The following is a 12,917-nucleotide window of genomic DNA, read 5'->3' as shown; positions in this document are numbered from 1 at the left end:
ATCATATTGAAAATAGCCCAGGAAGACATCGTTCCCGTATCATCGTTTCCTGGAATACCATCAGGTTTGGTAGTAAAGTACTTGTCTATTAAACGTTGCGTCTCTTTCTGTGTGCGCCATTCTTCACCTTTAAAATATGAGAATAAATGGGCATAAGCAATATCCGGTTCATTTGCCGGGTCATAAAGCCCTTCGTCAAAAACCATTTGTAGCTTATCAATAAAAGGTTTCTTTCCACCCATTAGTTTTGCCAAGCCATATACATCATGTGGCACATAGAATGTATAATTCCAGGAATTACCTTCATGGAAACCGGGATTCGGTTCAAAGTTCTCTCCTTGTCTCGGATTAAACGGACTGTAAAAAGTTCCATCTGGAAGAATCGGACGGAAAGTACCAAATTCTTTGCTATAATAATGTTTGTATCCCAGAGAACGCTTGTAGAACATCTCTGCATCTTTCTTTTTACCCAAAGCCTCTGCAAAGCGAGATAACGCAAAATCAGCAATATAATATTCCAATGCATGAGATACGGAATTGTCATACTGTTCGCGAAGAGGCACATATCCCTTGGACATATAATCATCATTATCAGGACGCATCAAGTTTTCCGCTCCGGGTAATGTAGCAGATTTGTACATTGCTTCATAAGCCAAATCAACATCAAAATCACGCAAACCTTTCATCCAGGTATCTACAATTACCGGAATACTCGGATCACCTTCCATTGTCAATGTTTCCCTGCCATATAATTCCCATTTAGGCAACCATCCATGTTCGCGATACATATCGAGCATTGTACGTACCATTTCCATCTGACGTTCCGGATAAACCAAAGTCAACAATTGATGAACATTGCGGTAAGTATCCCAAAGAGAAAAGACAGTATAGCGATCTCCTTTTGTTGTCAAAATCTTATCACTTTCCATTGCCGGATATTCTCCGTTTACATCCTGCAAAATATTAGGATGAATCAGCAAATGGTAAAGTGCTGTGTAAAATACAGTTTTTTGAGCATCCGTACCACCTTCTACAGTTATACGTGATAAGTCATCATTCCATTTGGAGCGTGCTTCAGCATGAATCTGCTCGAAATTCTTTCCAGCCTGTTCACGATCCAGATTCAACCGGGCATTTTCTATACTTACAAAAGAAACTCCCATTTGTACTTCTACCTGCTCACCTTCTTCTGTGTCGAAGGAGAAATAAGTACCGATGTCATCTCCTGCTATTTCTTTTCCGTAGCGAGTATAAAGTTTATACTTTCCCTGGTCCGGATCCCATTCAGCCTCAACACCCGTCATCGCACGTTGTTTCTTCCAATACCCTGTTGCAGAAGGGTTCTTTTTAACCCGTAATACAAAGTAAATAGGAAACACAGCTTGAGGGTTATAACAGAATGTACCAAGCAATTTGACTCCTTCCACCTCACAATCGCTTACACGACGAAGCATGGCACCGCTCTCATTCGTTAATCCTTCACCTAAATTCAACAATATATGACTTTTTCCTTTTGGAAAAGTAAAACGGGCAATACCGGTACGAGGAGTAGCCGAGACTTCTGTTTTTACGTTGTATTTAGTCAGATAATTAGAATAATAACCCGGTGAAGCCTGTTCATCCTTATACTTACTACCATATTCCTTATAATCCACATTCAGTTCTCCGGTAGTAGGCATCAGCAATAAAGAACCTAATTCCGGACAACCGACTCCACTCAAATTTACATGAGCATATCCGGTAAAGAAACAGTTTGTATATTCATAAGGCGTAGACCACCACCGTGCGTCTTTATCATAGGTATTTTCAGAAGATCCCATCACATTGAAAGGAACCACAGACATCATACCATTTGGACAAATCGCTCCGGGATTGGTAGTCCCGAAATTAGTAGTTCCGATAAAAGGATCTACATAATCTATCAAAAGACTTTTATCCGTATTTTTAAGGGGAGGGCTTCCCCCTTCCCCCGCATAAGCGGAAAGAAGGGAAAAAGCAAGTGTGTAAGTTAATATAATACGTTTCATATCTTTATTAAATGATACTCGTTCGTTTCGTGAAATCGATAATCTCTTTTATATATCCGAAGGCCATACCTACCACAGTATCTGCCGCACCATAATAAACAGCAACACGTTCACCATCTTGCAAAGCAGCACAGGGGAATACTACATTAGGAACGTCACCCTGAAGTTCGTAAGGAGCAGCCGGACCAAGCAGATATTCACGTGTACGGTAGAGGACTTTTTCCGGATGATCTTTATCCAATATGGCAGATCCCATAGCGTAACGGAAACCATTACAAGTAGTGATTACACCGTGATAGAACAGCAACCAGCCTTCATCTGTAAGGAAAGGAACTGAACCTGCACCAATCTTCGTACACTGCCAAGCGCTTTCCGGGAAAGGAGTCACTTTCATTACACAGCGGTGTTCACCCCAATATTTCATATCCGGGCTATAGCTGATGTATATGTCGCCAAACGGAGTATGTCCATTATCACTGGGACGACTCAACATCGCATACTTGCCATCGATCTTCTGCGGGAAAAGTACACCATTACGATTGAAAGGCAAGAAAGCATTTTCGCACTGGAAAAACTCCTTAAAGTCAAAAGTATAGGCAATACCAATCGTAGGGCCATGATAACCATTACACCAAGTCACCCAATAACGGTCTTCAATCCATGTAACACGAGGGTCGTATTTATATTCCGACTCAATCATTTCCGTGTTACCTGCTTTAAACTGAATAGGTTCATGATTGATATCCCAATGAATTCCGTCCTTACTAAAACCTGCAAAGATATTCATCTGTACAGCTTTGTTATCACAACGGAATACGCCTGCAAAACCATCCTCAAAAGGAACAACAGCACTATTGAAAATACTATTAGATGAAGGAATATGATAACGTCCGATAACTGGATTTTGTGAGTAACGCCACATAACGTCCGTACATCCGACAGGACGATCTTCCCAAGGAATTTGAATTTTATTCATAATCGTTGATTTTATATTATTTATTTTTTGAGTCATCATACGTGAAAGGTATGAAATAAGTAATCAGAAAAGCTGGAATAGTTGCGATTAACACATAGATAAAGAAATTACGATATCCTAATAAGTCACTAAGATAACCACTAACCATTCCCGGAAGCATCACTCCCAGATTCATGATTCCTGAAGCAAATGCGTAATGTGACATTTGATGTTTGCCTGGAGCAATCTGTTGCATCATAAACAACGTCAGTCCGACAAAACCAAAGCCATAACCAAAATATTCCATTGTTATACAAGTTCCGATCAGATATACATTAGTAGGCTGTGCAACTGCCAAAAAGGTATAGGCTACAAACGGAAGATTAAAAATACAGCAGAGAGTAAATAGTGTCTTTTTCAATCCGAACTTAGAGACATAAATACCTGCCAACAATGAGCCTAAAACGAAAGCAGCGGAACCAAAGATACCATTTAGCGTACCGATCTCTGTTAACGACAGTCCTAAGCCGCCTACATCTCTTGACGCACGTAAAAACAGCGGAGCTATTTTCATGATAAAGCCTTCTGCCAAACGATATAAAATAATAAAACAGATGTAATAAAGAATATGCTTTTTAGTAAAGAAGTTAGCAATGACTGCTACCAATTCGTGCCCAACCTCCGATGCAGTTTTCTTTGTTGTTGACGGAACCTGTGTAGAAGGTAACATTTTTATATGATAAATACCGATCAGTACCATTATTGCCGCAATTACGCCGAAAATAATCATCCATGCAGATGAATACGCTCCTTTGTTAGCATCTATCGAAGCACCTTCTATTGCTCCAAAGTGCTCTGCCAATGCTCCTGCCATAGCAACTAATCCTCCATTAGCAACCAATTTGGCTACATTATAAAAAGCACCCTGCACTCCGATATATTTTGCCTGATCTTCCTTGTTCAATTCAGCCATATATACACCATCACAAGCAATATCGTGCGTTGCTCCACTAAAGGCAATCACTGCCATTGTAGAGATACTTATGGCGAAAAAGTAATCGAAAAACAAAGAAAAGGCTACTACTCCAAACAATACACCACTCAATAATTCTGTAATCAATACGAAGAATTTTTTCGTACGATACATTTCAAGAAAAGGGCTCCACAAAAATTTCAGTGTCCAAGGCATCATAATCAGAGAAGTCCAGAATGCAATTTGCGTATCCGAAATTCCAAGATCCTTAAACATGAAAACAGAAACCAGATTAATAGCAATAAAGGGAAGTCCCATTGCAAAATAAGCAGTAGGTACCCAGCAAGCCGGGTTAATAGTTTTTCGTTGAGAAGCAGTTTTATTCTGTTGCATAAATCATAGTATATAGATGAAAAAAAACATTTTTCTGACCCATCTATATATAATACAACTAAAAGGGGGAAACTACTAACGTCTCCCCCCTACTTTTTTTATTTTATTATCACTTCGTCTATAAAGAACCACGAAGGATGACCTACACCATAATGCCAAGTCGGACATTCTTTTGTTCCGGTGACTTCTACTTTCACATAACGAGTTTTTATCGGTTCGGCTGATTCAGCCTTGACTCCACGGAATTTTACTTCACCGGTACGTTCTTCCAGTAAATCAATCGTTTTCCAATGTGTATAATGCTCACCGTCTTCAGCGTATGAATAAACCACCTTTAGAGGAAAAAGAATCCAGGCCCCTATTTGATGAAGAAAATCTGTTTCCACACTATGTATCTCTTTCGCTTCGCCCAAATCTATAACGAATGCACCATCGGTTCCTTCCCAACCAATCCAGCTATCAACAAAGGTTGCTCCACCAAACAAACCGTCAATCAGTGCGTTCTTTCCTAATGCCGCATATTTTCCGGTAGGAGGTATTAGATAAGTAACCTTTGCACCCAATGCCAAACTTTTCTCTTTTTGTGGCATGTAACGTTCCCTGTACAATTTACAATAGTCTACCGGTGAATTGGAACGCTCATTCAATGTCGGAACTTGAAACTCTTTCACGCGTTCCTCAAAAAGGTCTAACTTTTTATTGATATCTACCAAGTCTTTTTCTGTCTCCGTTCGTGCTATTTCCAGTTCTGAATACTGAATTGGCAGACGTGCCCGTTGAACTCGTTTCAAGAAACCAGGTTCTGCTTCAACAGCTTTTTCAGCCAAATCAAACAAATGATTATAACGACGCATCAAAGCAGGCTTTAGCATGCCATATTTATGTGATACGGGTGAATCATATATCCACAACCTCTGTCCACTACCAATTAATGCTCCTTCCATTATCTTTATGTACTGATAAAGATATGGCGCTGCTTCACCATAATATCCATGCAAAAAATGTTGCATCAATGAGTCTACATTAACTTCGGGATTCCACATTAACTTTGACACTAAATAAGCGCGAAGTTCTGCAAAATCTCCTCCCCTGCTCCCTGCTATTTGAGAGAAATGCATGGTGGCATGATTCTTTTTGAAAAGACGGATATTGTCCTGTAAAATATGGAAATTAGGAAATGGAGCCAGATAATTATCAAAGTTAATACCGTAATCCCACACGAAAATATTATTGGTAATCTTAGACCATCCTTCCATGGCTTTCACAAACTCTTTTCCCGAAGCATTCTCCGTCAAAGTTACTTCACGGTCACAGTCAATATCACACAACATAATATTCACATTCGGCAAAGGTTTCACATGTTTCGGAGGATTCATAGTATATAGATAAGCCAATGTGGAAAATTCTTTATCCGGGAAACGGGCAGCCAACTTATTCAGAAAAGTGATGATACTTCCTGATAATGCTCCTTCATAATCATCAATTGCCTTACAAGCATCACACGTACAATTTGTATAATTACCATCATTCTGACTTACAGATATGATATGTTTATTTGGATTTGCTTTGAAAATAGAATCAACACGTTGAGCAACAATCTCAAAAACCTCCGGATTACTCAAACACCACTGGCTGGCCTTTCCCGGGTGGCGTTTTCCTTTGAAGTAAGAATAATATTCCGGATGTTCTTTCCCATAAATGGATGAAGGCAGAAGCTTATCAAAAGTATGCACCCAATAACCGGCAGCAAACACTTCATTCGGTTCCTCTAAACGATTCCACCACTTATAAATAGAGTCTGTATGGATAGCATAACATTGTGTCTGACGGTAACGAAAGCCCGGATTCTCGACTTTATTAATGAAGGGTAAGTTCACCGTTTTTGAAGGGGTAAGAGAATATTCATTCTCTCCCCAATAATCGATACCCAAATATTGCTCCAATAAAGTAACAACCCCATATACAACACCGTTTTCTTTACCAGATATTTTTAGAATACCATCTTGAGTAGAAATAGAGAATCCATCCTCTGTTACTTCCGCCGAAGATTGACCACCAATGAGAATATCTCCTTTTCGAGGAGTTTTATCATTTTCAATAGGAAGTGCAACTCCCGAAATTTCAGTAAGAAAACGTTGTAAGAATTGCGCTGACGTCTTACTATTTGGCATCTTGTCCTGCACAATGATGCGAGCACTACTTTTGCCATCTTTTACGAGTGTTATTTGTGCTGAAACAGTACCACATACCACCAGCAAAACAGATAATAACCAATGTTTCATGTTTGTTAGAATTTAAGTTTATATGAGCATTTACTAGAAGTACAATTCAGGAGAATAAAGTTCTAATAAATTATGGATACTTTAACATATAAAAAAGAGGATATGCCTCTGCGACATATCCTCCTCTTTGCAATGATTTATTAGCCTAGAACATTTTATTTATCAAATCGGATATTATGTTCCCACCTTTGAAGAGCACCATTAGATGTTGCATTGTGTCCGTTTCCTGTAGCATCTCTAAAGGAAGTGCCATCTCCTTCATCCATTGGCCAAAGGGCAATCAAATTAGGATTCTTAGGATTAACTTCAAAATACATATTGTTTGCGATCTCCGATTCTGTACGAGCTACTTTCCATAGGCGAACCTGACTCATAGCACAATTATTACGGAAATAGCTACCACTATCCACTATTTTCATAAAATCAAAGCGTACGCTTCCACCTTTCGGTGCAGGAGGATCAAAGAAGGTATCTTGTTTTCCATTTCTATAAATAGTAAGTGTTGTTCCATTATAAACGAAAGCCCAATGATACCAAGTGTTTGCTTCCAAGTCACTGGCTGTTTGTTTTTGACCTCCCAAAGACTTTATCTGTAGATAATTGTAAGGCCTATTGGCATCTCCAAAACGGATATAGATTTCATGATCATTACTTCCGGAAGTGAAAATAGCCTGATTATTTATACTATAACCATCCATACGTACCCATGCTTCCAATGTCCATGCATCTACTGTAATTCCCCAATCCGTTTCAGGAAGTGTTGTTACATTTCCGGCATTACCACGCAATACAGGCACAGAAACATTCAAAGGCTTAGCTAATACATAAATAAATTTACTTTGAGCTTTTGATTTTACAATATTACCTTTTATAACATTACCTAATGTAAGAGGAATGGCATAAGTAATACCATTAGTCACAAAATCATCCACATGAAGTCGATAATTGGCACTAATTTCACCTGCCGGAATTGTCACTGTCGCATTCTTTGGAAGCATATCGGCTGGCAAGACTTCATATTCCGTACCGCTAGTTGCATTGTATTCAGCCAGTAATTCAGGAGAGAACTGGATTTCCACTTCCACATCTTCCATAACTTTTTGAGCTAAACGCACAACAACGTTAATGTCTGCACCATCATCCATGGTAACAGTAGTAGCATTGTTTGTACCAGCCGCATCTGTTATGTAAAGGCTGTTTGACTGTGCCTTGTATTCTGCATTCTCACATCCTATAAGAAATGCTGACAATGCAATCATAAGACTTGATAAATAGATATATTTCATAATTTTCATTCTTATAAAATTCGTTTAATCATTATTCTTCGTTGGCAGCATTCATGCGATCATAGAAATTCCTATATATGTTTGTAATTCCCTGACGCAAGAAATAATATTCCGGTGAACCATCATAATCGCCCTTACCTTGTGCATAGTCAAAGCCTACACGATAAAGACCACATCCACCAATTAACTGGTCTATTTCATAAGGTTTTCCATTAACAGTATAAGTATTTTTATATACGTAGTTTGACATACCCAGGAATCCTCCTCCAGTATTAGCATACGATTCAAAATTCTCGGTAGCTATGGTTCTGCGGACAATTTCATCCGGAGTAATAATCCCCTGTTGTATCCAATCATCCATATCACGCAACACGCCTGTCATTCTATAATCTCCCATTCCACCATAAGCTTGCAATACAAAATAGTCTACATAGTATGAAAGCCATTCTTTATCCATACCTGTTCGGATTCCAACCTCACCGTCAATCAAGAAAAGAAGGCGTTTCTCTGGCATAGGGCGATCTCCACGATCGCGGTTAGGATCCATAGCACCATGTCCAAACCAGTAGGAAAGTTCCTCGACAAAAATAGTTCTCTGTACTTTATTTGACCAAAGCGGACCAACTCCCATTCCACCACCAGGCTCATAATCCCAGTCATAACCATCATATCCACATTCAAGACAAGCTTTATAAATATCCTCTGCATAGGCTTTAATTGCAGGTCTCACCTTTTCCGGATCACTACTGGTTCCAGCTTCATGATAAATTTCTTTATCTGGAAGGTCGTCGCCTATATTTTGAGAAAATAAGGTAACAACAACCTTTGTGCCTTTCACTTTTTGTACATATTCCATATCAGCCTTTCGCTCCGAAGTTAATTCAAATTTCGGATGCCCACCCCAGTTGGAAGCAATGGTTACAGAATCAGGCAGACCTCTCAAGCTATTTTCACCGGTAGGAGAAGTTCCTGTCCAATTGTCGAACCAAACGAACACTTGTGGAAGTCCCGGTGTTTCTTTCCACTTGCGCAAAGCAGCATAATATTCATCAGTTTTAATTGTTTGATTCAAATCAACATCATTAATAGATTCCACATCCGTACATCCAACGAAGAATATAGCGGCAAATGCAAATCCGAATGCATTTTTTATATGCTTTATATTCATATTCTATATTTTATCAGGTTAAAAATTAATTCTTTTTCGCCCACCACAAATCTGTAGCTCCGGTGTCCGGACCACCTAACATAGTTGCAATAGCTGCTTCTACATTGGCTGAGTTACTAGATTTTTCCGTTGTAGGATATGGTAAACGACGTACCATACGTTTACTATCAATATCACCGATATAACTAACAGAGCTTAGATTATCTCGCGCCGTAAACAATTCAGGATAACCAGTTCGGCGATAATCACACCACGCTTCGATTCCCAATGGATAGTTGGCAATCCATTTTTGAGTAATAATCTTCTGAAGTTTATTACTTCCGTTTTCCCATGCAACAGTAGGAACATCAGTAAATGAAATATTATTTTGAGAGTTCCATCGATCTGTATACCCTTGAGGAACAACTGTACTTGAAAGATAATCACCAATCTCTACACCATATTGATTCATTGAAATTTGAATACCTTGTTCATAGTAACTCTTAGCTGCTGCTGTTCCGCCTGCAATCCATCCTTGTAAAGCCGCTTCAGCTTTTAAGAAATAAGTTTCTGCCGCATAAAAAACTGGCATAGGAGAAGCATCTGTTACAGCTGGTTTAGAGTACCTTGCAGCACTACCTTCAACGCTTTTACTTGTATCTTTAATACCCATACGTACACCACGATACTCTCTATAAGAAGTCGAAGTATTCATATATTTGCTGATACGTGGATCATTATATCCATTCATGTATGCAGAAAGTGTTGCATTGATAGCTAAATCACCCCAATCTGAAGCAATCCAAAATGGGTTATATGGCATAGATGGAAAAAAGGCATTATCATCATTAGATTCTATCACTCCGCCATCAATCGCTTCCGCCATCATTTGTTTGGCATATTCTGTATCTTCAGTATTAGAAGCGATACGTACGGCCATACGAAGTTTTAAAGAGTTAGCGTATTTGATCCATTTGCTAAAATCACCATTATATATGATATCATATTCGGCAACAGGTACTTCTTTTCCTTCATTTTCCTGAACAAATGCCGAAAGTACATTGATACTACGTGTCAAATCATCAAACATATTATGATAGAGTGTTTTCACATCGTCATATGCCACTTGGAATTCTCCTTTTCCCATTTCAGAGTAAGGGATAGGCCCATAAATATCAGCTACACGAAGCATAACACCGACCCTCAGAATAGATGCCCACGCATAAATATATCCGGTACCTCCTGTAGATTCTTTTATTGTCTGGAAATTCGGATAAAACTCTGTAAACATATCTTTATAAGGAACATCTACCCAGTCAGCACTAGGATTGAATGTTCCAAAATTAGTACCATTCCAAGGAGCAGTTGTTGCAAAATACCCGCCATACTGCCCTACCATTTGTTCAGTGTGTTGACTGTTATTTTCCTGACAGGCATTTAATAAGCGAGTCATAGCCACAAACAACGTACCGACCCGTTCCGTCGGAGTCATATCTTCGGGATACACGTCTGTTGGATGTGTGTTTAATTCGTCAAAGTTTCCCGTACATGAAGCGAATAGCAGAGTAGTAGTGAAAGCTGCCACGCTTACAGTCTTAATTATATTGAATCTTTTCATCATTCGTTGCTTTATTAGAATTGTACTTTTATACTAAATCCCATGTTTCTCAAGCTAGGTTGCATGAAATAATCCACACCAGTATAGAATGTACTGGTAGATGACGCAACCAATTCAGGATCGAACGGTGCCTTGCAATATATCATAGCAAGATTATTTCCGATTAAACCTAATGTTACATCAGCAATGTTATACAACCACTTTTTAGGGAGTGTATATTCAAGACTAACCTCCTGCAAACGAATATTGGTTGCTTCATATACATAGTGGTCACCTTCACCAGTACCAGCCGCTACTATGCCGAGATAATCCTTAGCGGATACATTTCTGTTATTGATGGTTACTCCTCCAGCCTGACGAAGTTGTGCGCTATATTCGGAAACACCACAACGATCAAGGAAAGCTTGTGTATTAGATACAACCAAACCACCAAAACGTCCGCTTAACAATACATTCAGACGTAAACCTTTATAAGTAAATGAGTTTCTCCATCCTAAATTAACCTTTGGAAGCAATGAACCGATTTTCTTATATTCGGTTTCCACCATACTTGGCAAACCAGTCTTGGCATCCAAATAGATATAACCATTATTATCGCGTTTAAAGTCACGGTTGATATACAGGTCTCCCATAGAACCACCTTCTGTCAGGCGTACTACCGGCGAAGTAGAGCCTCCTAATCTTGCTTTGTCTACATAAGGCATTTCAATCGGTTCCCCCGTAATTCTGTTTGTAACACCATCAGCCAATCTTTTAATTTTATTCTTATTATAAGTAAAAGTAAAATTACTGGACCAACCGAAATCACGCCACTCATTTTTGTATCCTAAGGCCATCTCTATACCTTGGTTCTGTACACTACCTGCTTGGATGTTAACAGCCGTATACCCAGAACTTGCCGGAAGAGGTGCGGCGAATGTTTGGTTACGTGTATCAGAGTTGTAATAAGTAATATCAAAATTCAATGTATTCTTGAAGAAACGCATATTCAATCCCGCCTCATAAGATTTAGTAATTTCTGGTTTCAAATCAGAGTTTGGATACAAGGATTCTGCTTTATATTGGTCAAGCTGATCATCATAAACATAACGTACCTTTGTCAAATATGGATCATAGGCATTACCCACCGAAGTGAAAGAAAAACGTGCTTTTAAGAATGAGAACCATTCAGGCAAATCAATAACTTCACTCAAAATGCTTGAAAGACCAATAGAAGGATAGAAAAACGGTTTATTTCCTCTTTCTGAAAGAGCCAGAGAAGAATCCCAGTCAGCACGTCCGGTGAGACTTAAGTAGAGAAAACTTCTCCAGCCTATTTCCGCATTAGCAAAAACTGATTGTGTCTGCCGCTTTAAACCATCAGCATTTACTTTATAATAACCACTGCGTGTAAGGTTTTCGATGGTAAAATGATTAGTTACATTGTTCAAGTCTCCATGCAAAGAAGTCAACTCCATACGAAGATCCTTAATAGAAGCACCCAAATTGGCCGTTACATTAAATTCATTGAACGTTTTATTGAAGTTCGCCAATACATCAGCATACACTTGTCTATCTAGACGGTTTTCTTCTTTATATCGCCCTTTTGGACCGGCAAAATTACCGACCGTACCTGCGTGGAATTTTTCGGTGTATTTACTTTCGGTGTTATCGATGCTCACACGTCCTTGTACATTTAGCCCTTCAATGATGTTATATTGTAGACTAGCAGCCAATTTATAACGTCTTCTATCGTTCTCACGATTCATACGATTCATAATCCAATAAGGATTTTGAGACGAAACACCGCCTAAATCACCATATGGCCAATACTGAGTATTTACACCCGACAAATCATCATAACGTTCGTATACAGCTACATCAGAAAAATCTTCGCCACGTGGGAACAAGTACAAAGAAGTAAGCGGGTTAAAATACTGCCCTTGCGATACCATATTCTTATCGTTTTGAATAATATAGTTAGCACTTGTATCCAAAATAAACTTATTATTCAAGAAATTGGTAGTATTACGGAATGAAAAATTATATCTATCATAGTCATTATTGGGCATAATGCCTGTTGCATTAGTTGTGGCTACAGAGATATAGCTTTGACTCTTATCATTACCTGTAGAGAGAGAAAGTGCATTGGAAACATTGCTTCCTGTATTAAAAAAATTTGCAGGAACCGATCTCTTATCAGTGTCTAATCCCCAGCGCAGCATTTGCCCTGTCAAATTACCATAAGTATATTGAA

The 12,917-nt window shown here is 38.9% G+C and carries 8 protein-coding genes; all 8 read right to left on the bottom strand.

The window, feature by feature from the left end; translation table 11 throughout:
- Positions 1–2,027, bottom strand: a 2,027-nt coding sequence (locus ACT8YW_RS11210) for a GH92 family glycosyl hydrolase (RefSeq protein WP_444104934.1), incomplete at its 3' end; no start/stop codon positions are given.
- A 7-nt stretch (positions 2,028–2,034) separates the two neighbouring features.
- Positions 2,035–3,003 (bottom strand): 1,4-beta-mannosyl-N-acetylglucosamine phosphorylase, encoded by a 969-nt coding sequence (locus tag ACT8YW_RS11205; RefSeq protein ID WP_032844742.1) that lies wholly within the window; start codon positions 3,001–3,003, stop codon positions 2,035–2,037.
- 16 nt (positions 3,004–3,019) lie between these two features.
- Positions 3,020–4,348: an MFS transporter gene (locus ACT8YW_RS11200; RefSeq protein ID WP_004306233.1), complete on the bottom strand. Its 1,329-nt coding sequence runs from the start codon at positions 4,346–4,348 to the stop codon at positions 3,020–3,022.
- Between the two features lie 98 nt (positions 4,349–4,446).
- Positions 4,447–6,630: a DUF4838 domain-containing protein gene (locus ACT8YW_RS11195; RefSeq protein WP_444104933.1), complete on the bottom strand. Its 2,184-nt coding sequence runs from the start codon at positions 6,628–6,630 to the stop codon at positions 4,447–4,449.
- A gap of 155 nt (positions 6,631–6,785) precedes the next feature.
- Entirely contained in the window at positions 6,786–7,916 is a 1,131-nt protein-coding gene (locus ACT8YW_RS11190) for a DUF1735 and LamG domain-containing protein (protein WP_444104932.1), read from the bottom strand.
- 31 nt (positions 7,917–7,947) lie between these two features.
- Positions 7,948–9,084, bottom strand: coding sequence for a glycoside hydrolase family 18 (locus ACT8YW_RS11185; protein ID WP_444104931.1), 1,137 nt, complete (start codon positions 9,082–9,084; stop codon positions 7,948–7,950).
- Between the two features lie 25 nt (positions 9,085–9,109).
- Complete coding sequence (locus tag ACT8YW_RS11180) at positions 9,110–10,684, bottom strand: SusD/RagB family nutrient-binding outer membrane lipoprotein (RefSeq protein ID WP_444104930.1); 1,575 nt, start codon at positions 10,682–10,684, stop codon at positions 9,110–9,112.
- Between the two features lie 11 nt (positions 10,685–10,695).
- A partial coding sequence (locus ACT8YW_RS11175) for a SusC/RagA family TonB-linked outer membrane protein (protein WP_444104929.1) occupies positions 10,696–12,917 on the bottom strand: 2,222 nt, incomplete at its 5' end.

Origin of the sequence: Bacteroides sp., from assembly GCF_052357945.1 — a bacterium.
GTDB lineage: Bacteria > Bacteroidota > Bacteroidia > Bacteroidales > Bacteroidaceae > Bacteroides.
The sequence above is the reverse complement of the archived record's forward strand: the minus strand, read 5'-3'. Positions and strand labels throughout refer to the sequence as shown.

What these genes read in the sequence shown, in the direction of transcription:
- ACT8YW_RS11180 (WP_444104930.1), bottom strand. Translation starts at nt 10,684, where the DNA reads ATGATGAAAAGATTCAATATAATTAAGACTGTAAGCGTGGCAGCTTTC.
- ACT8YW_RS11190 (WP_444104932.1), bottom strand. Translation starts at nt 7,916, where the DNA reads ATGAAATATATCTATTTATCAAGTCTTATGATTGCATTGTCAGCATTT.
- ACT8YW_RS11200 (WP_004306233.1), bottom strand. Translation starts at nt 4,348, where the DNA reads ATGCAACAGAATAAAACTGCTTCTCAACGAAAAACTATTAACCCGGCT.
- ACT8YW_RS11185 (WP_444104931.1), bottom strand. Translation starts at nt 9,084, where the DNA reads ATGAATATAAAGCATATAAAAAATGCATTCGGATTTGCATTTGCCGCT.
- ACT8YW_RS11195 (WP_444104933.1), bottom strand. Translation starts at nt 6,630, where the DNA reads ATGAAACATTGGTTATTATCTGTTTTGCTGGTGGTATGTGGTACTGTT.
- ACT8YW_RS11205 (WP_032844742.1), bottom strand. Translation starts at nt 3,003, where the DNA reads ATGAATAAAATTCAAATTCCTTGGGAAGATCGTCCTGTCGGATGTACG.